Source organism: Streptomyces sp. NBC_00335, assembly GCF_036127095.1.
Lineage (GTDB): Bacteria > Actinomycetota > Actinomycetes > Streptomycetales > Streptomycetaceae > Streptomyces.
In genome coordinates this window covers 3,774,243-3,790,504 of the sequence record NZ_CP108006.1, presented here as the reverse complement: position 1 = coordinate 3,790,504, position 16,262 = coordinate 3,774,243, and the positions used below count along the sequence as shown (strand labels likewise).

At 68.5% G+C, this 16,262-nt stretch carries 9 protein-coding genes; 3 read left to right on the top strand and 6 right to left on the bottom strand.

The window, feature by feature from the left end; genetic code table 11:
- Positions 1–9 precede the first annotated feature (9 nt).
- The 3 genes from OHA37_RS16900 to OHA37_RS16890 all read left to right on the top strand — a co-directional run bounded on the left by OHA37_RS16900 (position 10) and on the right by OHA37_RS16890 (position 3,434).
- Positions 10–780 carry a 2,3-dihydro-2,3-dihydroxybenzoate dehydrogenase gene (locus OHA37_RS16900; protein ID WP_266906049.1) on the top strand — a complete coding sequence of 257 codons (771 nt, stop codon included), beginning with the start codon at positions 10–12 and terminating at the stop codon, positions 778–780.
- An 84-nt stretch (positions 781–864) separates the two neighbouring features.
- A complete protein-coding gene (locus OHA37_RS16895) occupies positions 865–1,518 on the top strand; it encodes an isochorismatase family protein (protein WP_266906047.1) in 654 nt (217 codons plus the stop codon).
- Positions 1,518–3,434, top strand: coding sequence for an anthranilate synthase family protein (locus tag OHA37_RS16890; RefSeq protein WP_266906046.1), 1,917 nt, complete (start codon positions 1,518–1,520; stop codon positions 3,432–3,434). Before OHA37_RS16895 ends, OHA37_RS16890 begins: the two co-directional genes overlap by 1 nt.
- Before the next feature lie 5 nt (positions 3,435–3,439).
- Here OHA37_RS16890 and OHA37_RS16885 read toward each other — a convergent pair whose 3' ends face one another.
- The 6 genes from OHA37_RS16885 to OHA37_RS16860 all read right to left on the bottom strand — a co-directional run bounded on the left by OHA37_RS16885 (position 3,440) and on the right by OHA37_RS16860 (position 16,166).
- Positions 3,440–3,673 carry a hypothetical protein gene (locus OHA37_RS16885; RefSeq protein WP_266906044.1) on the bottom strand — a complete coding sequence of 78 codons (234 nt, stop codon included), beginning with the start codon at positions 3,671–3,673 and terminating at the stop codon, positions 3,440–3,442.
- Between the two features lie 7 nt (positions 3,674–3,680).
- Positions 3,681–3,980: a hypothetical protein gene (locus OHA37_RS16880; protein WP_266906042.1), complete on the bottom strand. Its 300-nt coding sequence runs from the start codon at positions 3,978–3,980 to the stop codon at positions 3,681–3,683.
- Positions 3,981–4,385: 405 nt separating this feature from the next.
- On the bottom strand, positions 4,386–6,251 hold the full coding sequence (gene drmB, locus OHA37_RS16875) for a DUF1998 domain-containing protein (RefSeq protein WP_266906041.1): 1,866 nt from the start codon (positions 6,249–6,251) through the stop codon (positions 4,386–4,388).
- A complete protein-coding gene (locus OHA37_RS16870) occupies positions 6,248–9,505 on the bottom strand; it encodes a helicase-related protein (RefSeq protein WP_266906039.1) in 3,258 nt (1,085 codons plus the stop codon). The genes drmB and OHA37_RS16870 overlap by 4 nt, the downstream gene beginning before the upstream one ends.
- On the bottom strand, positions 9,502–11,406 hold the full coding sequence (locus OHA37_RS16865; RefSeq protein ID WP_266906037.1) for a UvrD-helicase domain-containing protein: 1,905 nt from the start codon (positions 11,404–11,406) through the stop codon (positions 9,502–9,504). The genes OHA37_RS16870 and OHA37_RS16865 overlap by 4 nt, the downstream gene beginning before the upstream one ends.
- Positions 11,403–16,166 carry a DEAD/DEAH box helicase gene (locus OHA37_RS16860; RefSeq protein WP_443046177.1) on the bottom strand — a complete coding sequence of 1,588 codons (4,764 nt, stop codon included), beginning with the start codon at positions 16,164–16,166 and terminating at the stop codon, positions 11,403–11,405. Before OHA37_RS16860 ends, OHA37_RS16865 begins: the two co-directional genes overlap by 4 nt.
- Positions 16,167–16,262: the final 96 nt, after the last annotated feature.

Sequence of the window (16,262 nt, the reverse complement as noted above, 5' to 3'; positions counted from 1 at the left end):
TCCGTAGGGATGGAAGGCAAGATAGCGATCGTCACCGGGGCGGCGGGCGGGATCGGCGAAGCCGTGGTCCGCAACCTGGGTGAGCGCGGAGTCGTGGTCGCGGCGGTCGACAGGGACGCCGGCCGGCTGGAGGAGACGGTGCGGCAGCTGGCCGCGGAGGGACTGCCCGTCGAGGCGTTCCCCGTCGACGTGACCTGCGCCGCGTCCGTAGAGGCGCTCGTGGGGGCGGTGGAACACCGGCTCGGGCCGGTGGAGTACCTGGTCAACGCGGCGGGAGTGCTGCGGCTCGGCGAGGCGCGCAAGCTGACCGACGAGGACTGGGCCGACACGTTCGCGGTGAACACCACGGGCGTGTTCCACATGTCCCGCGCGGTGGTCAACGGGATGGTCGAGCGTTCGCGCGGAGCGATCGTGACCGTGACCTCGAACGCGGCGGCGACGGCCCGCGCGGACATGGCCGCCTACGCCGCCTCCAAGGCGGCGGCGACGATGTTCACCCGGTGCCTGGGCCTGGAGGTCGCCCGGTACGGCATCCGCTGCAACGTGGTGGCTCCGGGCTCCACCGACACCCCGATGCTCGGCTCGATGTGGTCGGACGAGAGCGACCGCCGGCGGACCATCGAGGGCAATCCCGATGCGTACCGCGTGGGCATCCCCCTGGGCAGGATCGCCAGCCCCGCCACCGTGGCGGACTCGGTCGCCTTCCTCCTTTCCGACCAGGCGTCCCACATCACGCTGCACGCCCTCACCGTCGACGGTGGCGCCTCGCTCGGCGTCTGACCACGGCAAGCACGCACAGCCTTTGTCCGGCCGCCGCCAAGGAAGCCCGGCGGACAGGAAGTTCTGATCACGCGGGAGACGTTCATGTCCGGCATACCCTCCATCCACTCGTACCCCATGCCCACCGAAAGAGACCTGCCCGGCAACACGGCGCCCTGGGTGGCGGACCCGCGCCGCGCGGTCCTGCTCGTACACGACATGCAGCGCTACTTCCTCAAGCCGCTGCCCGCGGGCAGGGCCCCGCACAACGAACTGGTCGCCCATGCCGTGCGGCTGCGCGAGCGGTGCACCGAATCCGGCATACCGGTGGCCTACACGGCGCAGCCCGGCGGCATGGACGAGCGGCAGCGAGGACTGCTGAAGGACTTCTGGGGCCCGGGGATGCGCACCGACCCCGAGGACCGGCACGTCGTCGACGAACTGGCGCCGGCCGCCGGGGACCGGATGTTCACCAAGCGGCGCTACAGCGCCTTCTTCCGGTCCGGGCTGCTGGAATGGATGCGGGAGTCGGGCCGTGACCAGCTCATCCTGTGCGGGGTGTACGCGCACGTCGGTGTACTGATGACGGCCGTGGAGGCGTTCACCCACGACATCGAGACGTTCCTGGTCGCCGACGCGGTCGCCGACTTCTCGGAGAAGTACCACCGGATGGCGCTGGAGTACGCGGCCGAGCGCTGCGCGGTGGTCCTCACCACCGACACGCTCGTCACCTCGCTCGACGCGGTGGTGGCGGCGTGATGAGCTCGGTGCCCCCCTCCGAACCGCAGGACCTGCTGGCACGCGTCCTGGTCGCGAAACCACCGCCCTTCGCCCTGCTGTACCGGCCCGAGACGGTGGGGCCGGGGCTGCTGGAGGTGGTGACCGGCGAGGTCTCCGGGCTCGGTTCACTGGCGGAGCTGCCGGTCCGGACGCGGCCGGCGGGCCCGGGGCGGGCCGCGCACGAGGTCCTGGCCCTGCTTCCCTACCGCCAGATCGCGGAGCGCGGCTTCGCCTGCACCGACGACGGCACCCCGCTGCTGGCCATGGAGGTCACCGAGCAGGCCGTGATGACGGTCGCCGAGGTGGTGCGCCGGATTGCGGACGTACCGATCGAGTTGACCGGCAAGCACTTCGACGTGGACGACGAAACGTACGCCGGGATCGTGCGCCGGGTGATCAGGGACGAGATCGGCACGGGCGAGGGCGCGAACTTCGTCATCCAGCGCTCGCTCGTCGCGGACATCGCCGACTACTCGCTCGCCCACGCCCTGTGCCTCTTCCGGCGGCTGCTGGAACGCGAGCAGGGCGCGTACTGGACGTACCTGGTACACACCGGGGACCGGACCCTGGTCGGCGCCAGCCCCGAGCGGCACGTCAGCCTGCGCGACGGGACCGCCGTGATGAACCCGATCAGCGGCACCTACCGCTACCCGGCGAGCGGCCCCACCCTGCCCGACGTCATGGAGTTCCTCGCGGACCCCAAGGAAACCGACGAGCTGTACATGGTCGTCGACGAAGAGCTGAAGATGATGGCCCGGATCTGTACGGACGGCTGCAGGGTCACCGGGCCGCACCTCAGGGAGATGGCCCGGGTGGCGCACACCGAGTACTTCATCGAGGGCCGCACCACCCACGACGTGCGCGACATCCTCCGGGAGACCATGTTCGCGCCCACCGTCACCGGCAGCCCGCTCGAGAGCGCCTGCCGGGTGATCAGCCGTCACGAGCCGGGGGGCCGCGGGTACTACAGCGGAGCCCTCGCACTCATCGGCCACGACGACGCAGGTGAGCGCAGCCTCGACTCCTCGATCCTCATCCGCACCGCCGACATCGACGGCGGCGGCCGGCTGCGCATCGGCGTGGGCGCCACGCTCGTACGGCACTCGGACCCGGAGTCCGAGGTCGAGGAGACCCGTGCCAAAGCCGCCGGGCTGCTCAACGCGCTGGAGAGCGACCGCCGTTCGCGCTTCGCCGACCATCCCGACGTCAGCACGGCGCTGGCCCGGCGCAACGACACGATCGCGGGGTTCTGGCTCGCCGACGGCGCCGGTCACGAAGACCCGGACTCGGTTCTCGCCGGACGCACGGCCCTCGTCATCGACGCCGAGGACACCTTCACGCACATGCTCGACCAGCAACTTCGGGCGCTGGGCCTGGACGTGACCGTCCGCCGCTACGACGAACCGTACGAGCTCGGCGCCCACGACCTCGTCGTCATGGGCCCGGGACCGGGAGACCCGCGTGACGGGAACCACCCGAAGATCACCCACCTGAGCGCGGCGACGGACCGACTGCTCGCCGCCGGACAGCCGTTCCTGGCCGTCTGCCTCAGCCACCAGATCCTCTCCGCCCGCCTCGGCTTTCCCCTGCGACGGCGCGACGTGCCCAACCAGGGCTTGCAGAAGGAGATCGACCTCTTCGGGAGCCGCGAACGCGTCGGCTTCTACAACGCCTTCGCCGCCTGGAGCGACGAGGACAAGGCCGAATGCGAGGGCATCGGCATCGTGGAGGTCAGCCGCTCACCGCACACCGGCGAGGTCCACGCCCTGCGCGGCCCGCACTTCTCCTCCCTGCAGTTCCACGCCGAATCCCTCCTCACCCAGGACGGCCCGCGCATACTCCGCGAAGCAATGACCCGAATCCTGTCGACCCCCGCACACCTGCGCCCGGCCTGAGCGGCCTACCGGAGGCGGGCGCGCTTCCTTCCGGTCCGGGCTCGCCAGGCCCAGCGGGTGAGGGCGCCGAAGGCGAGGGAGGCGATGATCGCACCCCAGTCGATGACGTGGGGGAGGCCGGGGAAGAAGCCGAAGAAGGCGAAGGCCGCGGCGGTGCCGGCAAAGAAGCCGGCAATGCCGGAGCGTCGGAGCCCGGTGCCCTCGGCGACAGGGCCTTCGGGGCCCGGGGTGACGGTCATGTGCGGCTCACTTCGTGATGTGGTGGCACTGACTGACCCGGCGCACACCGTTGACGTTGATGTGAGCGCACGCCTTGCCGTAGCGCGGCAGCGTCTGGGGCGCGTTGTCGCGCATCGGGTGGATCTCGCACTCGCTGTGGGTCTTACCGTGCAAGGTGCGGTAGGTCTTGTTGTCGGTGTCCGCGTAGGTGAAGTCAATGCGCCAGTTGCAGAAGCCTGAATTCAGGGCCACTACGAAACCGCAGTCGACGCCGGCGTTCTGGTACGTGATCTTCTTGCCTTCGCCGCGCACGACGTGAGTGAACATGCAGCCCGTCGGAACCTTCATGGTGACACCGCCGACTTGGTAGTCGAAGCCGGTGACGGGTGTCGAGCCGATGGCGCCGGCACGCGCCTGGGTGGGGGTAAGACGGCCGGCCCGACCGTCGTGGCCAAAGTGGCGGTGATCCGGGGTGCTAAGAGCTCGCCCATCGGTGTCCCTTCAGGCGGAGTGCGTCTGCCAGAAGGGAACGCTTGTCGTCGACTCGGAGTTCTGCCCTGAGGGGCGGTCCACTATGAAGAGTGATCAACAGATTGGCATGCTGACCACCCGTAACCGTCGCCCTCGGATGCCGGTTTCCTGCGTGTGTAGTGCGTGGACCGGATCCGCCTCCTCGGCCGGCCCAGTCGTCGGATCACCATCACCATCGGTGCCCTTACGGATGATGGGACGTCACTGCCCCAGGATGCCCTCGAAGTAGCCGAGTCGGGGGTCATGCGGGGTACCGACGAGGAGGGCGCGGTCGAGCAGGATGTTGTTGTGCTCGCAACTCGTCTCCGGCAGCATCACGCAGGCGTGGCAGGCCGCCAGGTTGATTCCGCCGGCACCGGATGCCTCGGTCTCCATGCAGAGCGGGTCCGACGAACACCACTCGGCACGGCGGACGGCCGAACGCACCGTACGACCGAGAGTCTCCGGTTCGCCTTGGGCGACCAGACCGCCAAGGCTGCCCGCCGAGTCGCTCGTCGCCGTATAGACGAGCACCCCGGCCATGTCGTCGGCGGCGTACAGGCGCTCGCGCAGGGCCGCGGCCGGGTAGCCCGCGTCCAGGCTCCACTCGTTGATGAGGACGTGGGCCAGCGTGTGCAGGAGCACCATGCGAGGGGTTGCCGGGGAGGGTACGACGCTGCTCGGGTCATCGGCCCGCTGTGCGAGCACCCGCTGGTGGGCGGTACGCATCTGCTCGACCCGGGCGGCCACCGCCACGCTCTTTTCCCAGACGCCGAGTCGGTCCTCGTCCAATCGGAAGAAGACTCCCTCGCCACGCACCTCCATGGCCGGGAGCCAGCGCAGGGGACGTTCCGACAGCGGCATCTCCACGGAGTCGGTCGTCGACTCGGCGTCGACGAGCCGGGTGAACGCCTTCAGAGCGCGCACCTCGCGAAGCTTCTTGACCAGCATGGGGCCGGTGACGCCGAGCGGGTCGAGCCCGCTCTGGTCGCCCAGCGGGGCCTCACAGACGAACTGCTCGTCGTGGGAGTGGTCGCTCTCCTCGTTGCCCGCGCGGAGCCGCTCGTACTCCTTGTTGCGCAGCGCGAGGTAGCGGTGGTCGAAGGTAGGGGTCGAGTCGCCGTCGGGGTCCTCCTCGCGCTCGGCGTCGAGGAGTGTCATCACATCGTCCAGCGGCACGGGGCACTTTCCCTTGAAGGCACCCTTGAGATAGATCTCGACTTGCTCGCGTGTGTCGTACTCGCGAAGCGCTGCCCAGTGTTCGGCGAGCGGATCCGACCGGCCGTCGCTCCATGGTGGGATGGAGAGAGCCGACTTCAGCACCGGCTGCCACAATGCCGACGAACCTCGCTGAAGTGTGCGCAGAACGAGTCCGCACTCCTGGGTCGGGGCGGACGCACCGAGCCACGGGCGGGTTCCTTGACACCGTAGGCCCAGGTCCTTGAGCGCGTTCCTGCGGAAGGAGCCTTCCATCGAGACCTCGGGAACCTGCCCACAGGTGCAGGAGACGAGAATGGAGCGGAGCGAGGATGTACGCCCCGACGTGCGCATTTTGAGCTTCCCACCGCACTGTGCCGCCCTCGCGGCACCACGGTCCGTGGAGCGGTGCAACCACTGCCGGTACGGGAACTCGCCGAGGTGGCCGGCCTCGCAGGCGACGACGAAACGGGAGGGGACAAGGTCGACCTCACACGTGCCGCAGACGCTTCTCCCGGCGGGCGGGTTGAAGTCGCGGTGCCGTTGCAGGTCGTTGCACTCGGGGCAGAAGTGCATCAAGGGGAAGCGTCGGACCCGGAGACCGTCCTTGCTGGTGTCGTCGGAAGCGGGCGGCAGCCGGAAGGAATCGACATCGAGCACTCGGGCCAGGCGCCGTTCGTGGATCCTCGGGGACTCGTCACGGTTCCAGCTCTGCTCAGCCTCGTCCAGTCCCGAGACGATGAAGGACTCGTGGTCGACTGCGATGAGCGATCCGACCCCGTACGTGGTGATCACCTGGGCGCGGCGGACCGCACCACGCCGAGGAAAGTTGTGGGCGGGTGCGGCACCGTTCGCGCCGGTCCGTCGACGGCGGGCGGGGGGTGGGGTCATCGGGTTCCCTCCATGAACAGGGCGGTCTCGGCGTCCACGTCACGCAGGCTCCACAGCGTGGGCCATGCCTCGGCGTCCTGTGATTCGTCGTCGTACGCCTTCAGGAGCGAAGGGGTGCGCCTGCCCCTCTGAGGTTCGAACAGCAGGCCGTCGTGGATATCGGCCTCGGCGCACCACCACTCGACGAACTCGTCGAAGGCCTGCGACACGGTGCTGGTCTCCTCCCCGGCAACCGCCTCCACGCGTTCCATGAGGATCGACTTGATGCGTCCCCGGAGCACGTGTTCGTACGACTCCACCTTGCCGGCGCCCTCATTGGGTCGAGCGGCCGGAATCATGATGCGGGCGAGGGAGACGATCACCGCGTGCAGGCCGCGGTCACGGGCCCGGGCGGAGAACGGGGTTACGGAAGTGGACTCGACCTCGCGGTACAGGGCCGAGTGGAAATGCTGGAAGCTCTCGTAGTGGGAGCGGTCCCGGGATCGTGTCGAGTTGAACATGACCGCGACCAGACCGGGGTGCGCGCGGCCGACCCTGCTGGTGGCCTGGATGTACTCGGCGGTCGTCTGCGGCTGGCCCATCACGGCCATGAGACCCAGGCGGTCCACGTCCACGCCGACCGCGATCATGTTGGTGGCCAGGAGGACGTCGACGGTGTCCTCGCCGGGCAGCCGCTTCTCGATGCCCTTGAGCCGGCTGGGGATCTCGCTGGCGTCGATACGACTCGTCAGCTCCGAGTAGTTGGCGACCGAGCGGACCTCCACCCCCTCGCGCTCGGCGAGCATCTCCAGATAGGCCACCACGTCGTCATGGACCTGGAGTTCGGCCGCGGACAACAGTCGGAGACTGTTGAAGTAGCCGACGAGACTCCAGTACGCGTCGCGCACCTTGTCCTCCGTCTCTGCCTGCTTGGCCCGGTGCAGCAGGGTGGCGTACGTGCGGATCAGGAGGGTGGACTGGCTGGTGCCGGGGGCCAAGAGGCCGACATAGCGGCGGGTCGCCTTTTCCTCGCGGGGGGTCTCCACGGCGAACCACGAGTCGCGGGCGTCCAGCCCGGCGGGCGGGAACTGCCTTACTTCGCGGGCGAAGAGATGGCGGCCCTGATCGGCGGCGCGACGGATGGTCGCCGTGGAGGCGATCACCTTGGGCCGGTCGGCGAGTGCGTCCACGGCGGTCTCGTAGAGACCTGTGAGCGTACCCAGCGGTCCGGAGATCAAGTGGAGTTCGTCCTGGACGATCAACTCTGGGGGCGGAGTGCCGCCCTCCGGGACGTCGTCGCGGTTGAAGAGCGCGGAGGTCGCAGGTCGCCATGGCATCGACGCGAACTTGTCGACGGTGGCGATCACCAGGGTCGGCCGTGCGGCGTACACCGCCTCATCGATCAGATGGACGGGAAGACCGTCGGCGAAGTCGCAGTCCGCGCCGGGGCATCGGACATGCATCCGCTTGGCGTCCTCATCGGCTTCGTAGTTCCGTGCGTCGAGGCGGGTCCCGCACCAGGGGCAGGCGTGCAGCTGAACGGGATTCTCGGTGGCGAGTCGCTTGTCGAGATTCCTTTGCAGCTCATCGAGCTTCTCTCCTGCCACGGCCAGCGTGTTGGGGGTGGCCGAACGCCCCACCCACATACCGACGGAGAACGCCTCGTCGCCCAATTCGGGCGTTCGGCGCCGCATGCGCTCCATGGCGCAGAGCAGAATCGCGGCGCGCTCGAACTGTTGGAGGGTGAGCAACCGCAGCGTGTAGCGCATGAGGACGGTGACACCGCCACCGTCCGCTCCCTTGCGGATCCGACGCAGGAACGACGTGAAGGCGATCAGCCCGAGATAGGCCTCCGTCTTACCGCCACCGGTGGGGAACCACAGCAGGTCGGAGACCCCCCGGTCATGGTGCTCGGGGTCGTCGATGCCGGCCAGACAGAGCAACACGAATGCGATCTGGAAGGGGCGCCAGTGGCCGGCGGCCGGATCGGGGGACCCGACCCGGCCGTCCTTCACCCACTTGCTGCGGGCACGCTGGTCTGCCATGGCGCGGTTCGCGAGACGGAAGGCGTGCATGAGATCGGGCTTGGTCCGCAGTAGCTCGATCCCCTCAAGGATTCGGTGGAGCGCCTCGCCGCAGGCTTTCACCTGTTCCCGCGCGGGCTTCTCGTGAGGGCCGCCGGTCAGAGCCTCTGCCTCGGCGGACTTGCTGTCGATCCAGTGCTGGTAACCCGTGGCGAGATCTTTCAGAGCGGCAAGGACCTCGGCATCGGAGTGCTCGGCCAGCCCGAGCATGGACAGCGCCGAACTGTCGATCTCCGGGTTGGAGTCGGTGAGTAGCACCTCCACGGTGGGCACGAACTGGCTCCGCACCTCGGCGACGGCGGGAGTTTCGGCCTCGGTCATACCGACCGGCTGGGGGGTCCAGTCCCACTCGGCAGCGCATCCGTGACCGACCGCGAACGTCGGGGCGTGACGGTGCAGCAACCGACTCGTGGCGATCTCGGCGTCGTGGGTGGCGGCCGGGGCCGGACGCTCGACGAAGGCGGTGGAGCCGTCGGCGGCCCGGACCGTGAGACCGCACTGAAACAGAGAGAAGGCGTCCTGGAGATCCCGCTCGCCGACCTTCTGCCCGTTGATCAGTGTGACCGTGACCGTGACCGTGTTGTGGACGGGATCGACGGGCCGGACGTTGACGTGCAGCGATGCCTCCGGAGTGAGCTGGATCGTCTTCCTCGGATCCGATCGGGTCACGTCAATGTGCTCGTCGGGAAAGGCGAGTTCCCTACGCCGCCACTGCTCCCGCTGGTCGGCGGTGGTGCGGGCCTCGGCGCGGCGAGCCGGGACGGGAGTGCCGTCCGCGTCGGTGGGTACGTAGGCAGCCGCGCGCGCAGAGACCACGATCACTCTGCTTATGGTCGGGCGGACCGCGAAGGTCAGACCCATCGAGGAAGGACGCCTGTCACCCGAAGCGCCCACCTCCTGCGCGCTGCCGGATTCCTCGACCTCTTCTCGGTTGAGCAGAGGAGCGGCGTCCAGGCCGTCCTGCTCGGCCGCGTCCTCGTCCTTCCGTTCCTTCGCGGCTTTGTCCGCCGCCCGCGGATAGAGCACGCCGGCCAGATAGCGGTCGATCGGTGCGTCCTGGGCGAGTACCTCGTCCCGATCGTCCGGCATGGCCTCCTGGGCGGGGCCGAGGAGTTCACGGCGAAGCCCCACCAGCAGCTCCTCGTCCCGGACCCGATAGTGCTCGGAGTGGGGACCTGCCACCTGCGTCATGAGCGCTGCTCCTCGTCTTCGTCGGCTCTCCGGTACCGGCCGATGCCGGTGATCCTCGGGGCGATCCACACACCGCGCTCACCCAGTCCGGCGTTCGTGCCGGCGGCGGTGCTGCCCGTCACGGTCTCCAGGGTGTCGATCCGCAGGTCATGGATCTCGTCGGGCCACCAGGGGCCCCAGTTGCGGTTGACCTTCTGTACCTGGAAAAGATCCTCACGGAACCGCTGCGAGGCCTCCCCTATCTCCATGCCGTCGTGCATCAGGGCGTACGGCGGGCTCTCGACCTCGCCCATCGGCAGGTCGTGGCGCTTGCGCAGCAGCACCTCCTGGCCGGGCCGCACGCGTTCCAGGAGATACGCCTGGGTGGCGACGGCGTCGGTCCGGTGGCCTGGCGGGTCGTTGCGGCAGATGTCTCCCGCCTCGGCGACGACCCCGTACCTGTCGTACGACCGCCACGACCCGAGGTAGCGGCGGCCGTTGCGCCGGTTCCCCGCTCGCTTGAAGTGCGGCAGTTCGGGAGGGACCACGTGATAGAGATCCTGGCGAGCGCGCGTCATGGCCACGTACAAGGCGCGGGCTTCGGCGGGAAGGTCCAACTCGTCCTGGTGTTGCTTGTGGAGCTCGGCGGGGGTCGGTGGCGTCAGGACGATCACCCGGTCGAACTCCAGGCCCTTCGCGCGGTGCACCGTCGAGACGACGATGCGGGCGGTCTCCGGATCGGCCGCTTCGTCCGGAAACCGGCCACCGGCGACCGCACGGCGCAGCCGGTCCAGATCGAGCACCCCGCGCCCCGCTCCGCGCGCGACCCTGCGCAGCACCGTCCACAGGGCGGTGGCGTCGGGTTCGTAGGGAAGAGGGATGTCCGAGAGGAGCGCACGGAACCGGTCCTCGGTGAGGCCGGTCGCCTCCGTGCGACGCAGCAGCTCGGCCACCCAGTACGGCACCGGACGCTCTTCCAGCGGGCGCCGTATCCGGTGGTCGATGCCATGCGCGTGCAGCAGTGCGGAGATCACGAGAGCCTGCCGGTTGTCGCGGGTGAGGACGGCGCAGGTGTCGGAGAGGTCCCGCAGGCCTTCCAGGGTGAACTCGTCACCGAGATCACCCATGCCGTTCACCGGATCCAACAGGAGATCGCGCAATTCGTCGTAGAGCCGCTCGGCCTCGTCCGGCTCGGTCACCTGCTGGAGCAGAGGGCCGTGCGCCAACGCGATACCGGCCTCGGCCGTGGTGGCCCGAAAGTTCCTTGTGAGACGCAGCTCCACCAGGTCGTCCGGGTAGGAGCAGCGCAGCCAATCGAAGAACCGGCCGGTCTCGTCCGCGCGTTCGCCCAGGTCCTCGATCTGGAAGCCGTACACGGACTGGGCGGCGTCTCCGACGACGGTGAACCCGCAGCTGTCCTGGTACCGGTCGAGGAGCGTCTCCACCAGCTCGCGTCGCCCGCCCAGCAGGTCCTGCACCTCGTCGATGACGACATGGGCCGGTGGCACCGCGTCGCCGACCTCCAGCGCACCCTTCTCGATCGCGCGGGCCGCGGCGGCGATCCGTGCGTCGAACCCGACCTCACCCCACTCGCCGTCCGGGTGTGCCTGAAGGAGCACCTCATAGGCCCAGGCGTCGAAGGTACGGGCGCGCACCCGGTGAGCTCGTTCCCCGTGCCGAGAGATCCGTTCGCGCAGTTCCCGGGCCGCCTCTCGGGAGAAGGTGAGTACCAGGATCTCGGCGGCTTCCAGCGCCTGCTCGGGGTCCTCGTCACTGCACAGCGCGTCGAGCCGGCGAACCAGGGTGTGGGTCTTTCCGGCGCCGGCGCCGGCCGTGACCAGTACCCGGGCATCCCAGGGCTGCTCGACAACGGCCAGCTGCTCGTCGGTGAGCGTCGGGCTGTCCTGGTAGACGTCGGTCACTTCCGGCTCCAGAGGTGCTCGAACTGAGTGAAGGCGAGGTTGGTATCGAAGTTGGCGATGTTGTCGCTGACGTTCAGGACCAGGCAGCTGTCCTTGCCGCCGTTCCGCGGCCCGCGCAATCCGCGACCGATCATCTGCTGGTACACGTTGGTGCTGTAGACCGGCCGGGCCACGACCACGGCACGAGTGGCAGGTGCGTCGAACCCCTGAGTGAGCACGCCGTAGTTGGTGAGAACCCGGATCCGACCGCTTCGGAAGTTCTCGATGCGAGCGCGGCGGTCCTGCGCACTGGTCGTCGAGTCCACGGCAGCGGAAGGGACACCCCGGTCGTTGAGCATGGCCGCCAGGTACTTGGCGTGATCGACTGAGGTGGCGAAGAGCAACGTCGGCCAATCGTCCGGCAGATCGGCCACGCAGTCGACGATGCGCCGACTGCGCGTGTGGTCGTCGGCGAGTCGCTGTTCGGCAGAGCGGGAGAGCATGGCCATGCGGTCGGCGTGCGTCTTCTCGTCCTGTGTGAGTTCGATACGGCCGCCCTCGAGGGTGCGGTGCTCGACCTGGGCGAGCATGCCCCAGTCCTGGAGGTCGCGATACGGGTCGCCCGACGGGAAGACGCCTTCGTCGAGTCGCCGATTGCCGAAGCGCCGGACCAGGCGGCGGGTCTCCTCCTCATTGGTGTTCCGGAAGGGGGTGGCGGTCAGGCCGAGCAGGTGCCGGCCCGTCTCGTACTGGGTGAGTCCCAGTTGGCTCAGGATCTCGGTGTATCGCTTGGAGATGGCGGTGTGGGCCTCGTCCACGATCACCAGGGAGGCCTGGCGCAGCCAGGAGTACTGGTCGGTGCCCAGGCACCGTTCCAACTTGGCGTCGGTGGCGACCACCAGATGCGGGTGGTCAACGACGTCACCCGCCTCGTTGGTGCTCCACAGCCGGCTGATGGTGAGCGGACGGTCGGCGCCGACCTTGCTCCAGACGAACTTCCAGCTCTGGACGGCCTGCTCACACAACTCCTCGGTCTGTGCGATCCACAGCAGTGGACCCCTGAGGTCGCCGACTCGCTTCACCCAGCGGATCGCGGCCTCGGCGGTGACCCGGGTCTTGCCGGCGCCGGTCGGCAGCGACAGCATGCCGCGCTGGGGTGCCAGTCGGTCGAGCATGGTGGAGATGTTCCGGACCAGGTCCTCCTGGTACTCGTGGAGACTCGGGAAGTCCCGAGGGCCCTCGACGGTCTCGAACGGCGGGGGGGACGGAGTCCTCGAACCGGCGAACGCGACCGGCAGCCTCAGCTCCGAGACGAACGCGATCGCTGCGGGCGAACCTCCGTACGCGACAGGGGCGTTGGGGAAGCGTCCCTGGATGTCCCTGGCATGCTGCTGGAGCACACCGTCACCGTGTGCGTTGAACGCCATCTGTGCGATGCGACGCCCGGTCGGCTCGACGCCGTCGGTCGAATGAAGTTCGGCCTCCATCAGTCCCTCGGGGAGGCCGGTGCGGAGCGCGTCGGCACCGACCAGCAGCTCGATCTTGGTCACCACGTCAGTGGACTCGCGCACCGCCTTCTGCGCCGCCTTCAACTCGCCGTCCCGTTCCATACGGTCCTGGTGGTCGAGCACCGCGCGGCAGCCGGCAGCGCCGAGGCCCAAACCGAGCTCGCGGTCGATCAGGCGCAGCATCGGCTCCGGCTCCAGAGGGACTCGGAGCTTGACGGTGCTGTCCTGGCGCACGGCGTCCAGGGGGGAGGTGTGCGTACCCCTGGGCGTTCGGGTGACCTCCTCCAGTTCGCTGCACCGTTGCACCATGCTGTTCCGGTTCCCGCTGTTCAGACGCTGCCGCAGGGCGGGGAACAGCTCGACCAGCGGCACGGGGTCACCCACCGGTACTTCACGGGTCTCCAGACTGATCACGTCGGCGTAGCGGAGCATGCCCCACTTCTCGATCATCAGCTCGGCGTCGTCGGTGGTCGGTACGAGCAGCGCCGGGAGTTGCTCGGCACGCAGCGCTTGGTACTGAGCGGTCCCGACGGCGACGGTGATCTCGTCGTCGGGCCGGGTTTCCCAGACGTCACCGATCCGGCACCTGGTCAGTGAGTCCTCGGGGAAGTCTGCGCCGAATCGGGTCAGCATCACGTAGGTGGCTCCGACGAAGGAGTCGTCCGCGCTGCGGGTCACCTCTTCGAGGAGCGCGTCCCAGCGGTCGGCGGGGACCTCGTCAACGGTGGTCGGGAGCCGCAGCCTGCGGGCCTTCTCGGGGGAGATGTCGGCGACGGGCAGCACATCCCGGTAGCCGGCGAGCTGGGGGCCGACTGCCTCCTTGACCGGCTTGACCCCCTGGGAGGTGGCGATCGTGCCGAACTTCCTCAGCATCCATCGGATCGGCGAGGCCACGGCCTGTCGCGTGTTGGTCTGTGCGCCGATCTGGCGCGTCCAGTTGTCCACCACGGCGTCGTCGGGCAGCACCTTCAGGAAGGCGGCGCGTGACTCCTCGGACAGGGCACGGAAGAGGTGGAGCGGGCCGCCGATCGCGGCGCCCTCGACTTTCATCCGGCTCAGCGCGGGGCGCGGGGCGTGACTGTCCAAGCCGCGCAGGTAGGCGGCGTGGAGGGCTTCGCGGTACTCCACGAACCACGCTTCGTCTTCCTGGGGGCGGATCCCACCGGACGGTCGTTCCCGCAGGCCGACCTGTGAGAAGAAGGGGGTGTCGTCGGAGTGGAACGACATGTCGACAGCGATGCCGGGGTCGCGCTTCGCATCGACCACGACACCCGGCAGCATGCAGTCCTCGACCGGCCGGAACCGACCGTCGGCGGTGCGTACCCGGAGCGCCGAGCGTGGAGTGGGGACCCTCTCCAGGACCGTGTGGGCCAGCCGACGTACCCCCGCCTGACGGAACAGCTCCCAGAACCGTTCCCAGTCCGAGTCGCCGTAGTGGTCGAAGCCCTGATCGAGCACGCTGACGAACCGGCCCTCGACATCGGCCTCCCGGATGCCCAGGACGTTGAGGGCGTGAGCCAGTGACGGGTTCTGGGCGAGCTTGTCGACCACATACACCAGGGTCTCGCGCAGCCCGCCCTGGGTTGCACGGCGGAACACCTTGCCGTGCACGGGTGCGACGAGACCATGCTCTTCGGTGAGCACGATGCGGGCCTTACGGGCCTCTTCGGCATGGGGGGAGTGGTTCTCGATCATGTCCGCGAGGATGCGAACGGCCGCCGCCGACGCCTCGGGGGTGCCGCTCCCGACCAGAGCCTCCAGCCATTCCCGGACACCGGTCCGCTCGTGCCCGGCCGCACCGATGATGTGCTCGACCTTTCCGGAGCGCAGGGCGTCCGCCTCGACACTCGGGTGAAGCCAGTTCGAGGGGCGCCCGGGGCACTCGTGCCACATCCGCAGCCACTTGGAGAGCTTCTTGAGGTCCTTGTCGAGGCGCGGGTGGATCCTGAGTGTCGTCGGGATGCGCAGGACACCGTCCTGGTCGGGCAACGCCGGACGGTCCGCCGTGCGGGCCCAGATCTCTCGGGTCAGGAACTCGTCGGCCCAGCTGATCGCTTCCTTGGTTCGACCGGGCAGCAGGGGGAGATAGGCGGCGGGGTCTTCATCGGGAACAAGGGTAGGGAGGGAGTCGACGACCAGCTTTGCCGACATCCGGATCATCTCCTGGTTGAAGGGAGAGGAGTCGAGGAGGTTCTGACGATCTTCGTTCGTCTTCCAGGCGCCGTTGAGGATGCCGCTCAGCGACATCTCGTACTTGGTCGGGAAGAAGGACCAGAACTTGCCGCGCCCGCGTGATCGCGGGCTGACGTACAGACCGCTCTCCGGGTCCTTCTCCAGGGCGGGGACGCCCCAGGCGAGGTTGAGTGAGAGCCGGTCGTGCAGTTCGCCGGCGTCCGCGCGGGCACTGTGACCGGGTTCGTGGGTGGTGGTGAACACACGCCACCGATCGGTGGCGACAGACTTCCCGGTCCGCTCCTCGATCAAGGTGTGCAGGTCGCCGGTCCGGTGGGCGGTCAGTGTCCGACGAGCCACGGGCCGTGGCCGGCGGTCCTCCAGCACGACTTTTGTGACGTGCGGCGAGAAGAGCTGGAAGCCGACCGGGAATTCCTCGCGGGGCTCGCCGTGGTCCTTGCCACGTCCGCCGTGCATGTCCCGGCCCAGCCGGTCGTCCGCCTTCGGGAGCAGAGGCAGACGAACGACGGTGGTGGCCCAGTTCAGCAGCTCGTTCAGGACGTGATCGGATGCGCACTCGGCCTGCACGTCCAGAGGTCGGGCCATCCGCAGCACAGGCGCGTCGAACTCGGGTCCGTAGCGTGCAGTCACTCCGGGCACGGCCTTGATCTGCGCGTACGACCAGGCGCGGTCGAATCCGAAACTTCCGGTGCTGCTGAAGAATTCCGGTGCGTCGGTCACCACGAGAACCGATTTGATGCCCACTCCGAAACGACCGATCTGGCCGCCACGCTTCTTCGACATACTCATCCGAAGAATAGTCTCCGCGCCTTCCGAGGAAACCGGATTTCCCTCGTTCGCGCAGTACAAGTGTGTTTCCGTGAGGATGACGCAAACCCGCCCCACCGAGTCGTCGGCCATTTCGTCTGCCGCATTCTGAACGAGCTCGAAAAGCTGGCGATCGCCGTATCCGCCCTGCGTGATGCGGCGCTCTCCATTGGCGTGCTCGGCCACGAGGCCGGGGTCCACGGCGTAAGTCTGCAGGACACGCGAGGACTGTTCGAGAACGGTTTGAACGACCGAAGAGGACGATGACGGCACTGCTTCTGCGCTCCTGGTGTCAAAGATCCGGATGAAGAGCGAACGACGGGCCGGCCGGCCCGTCGTTCGCCGTGGCGCTGGGCGTTGTTTTCCACA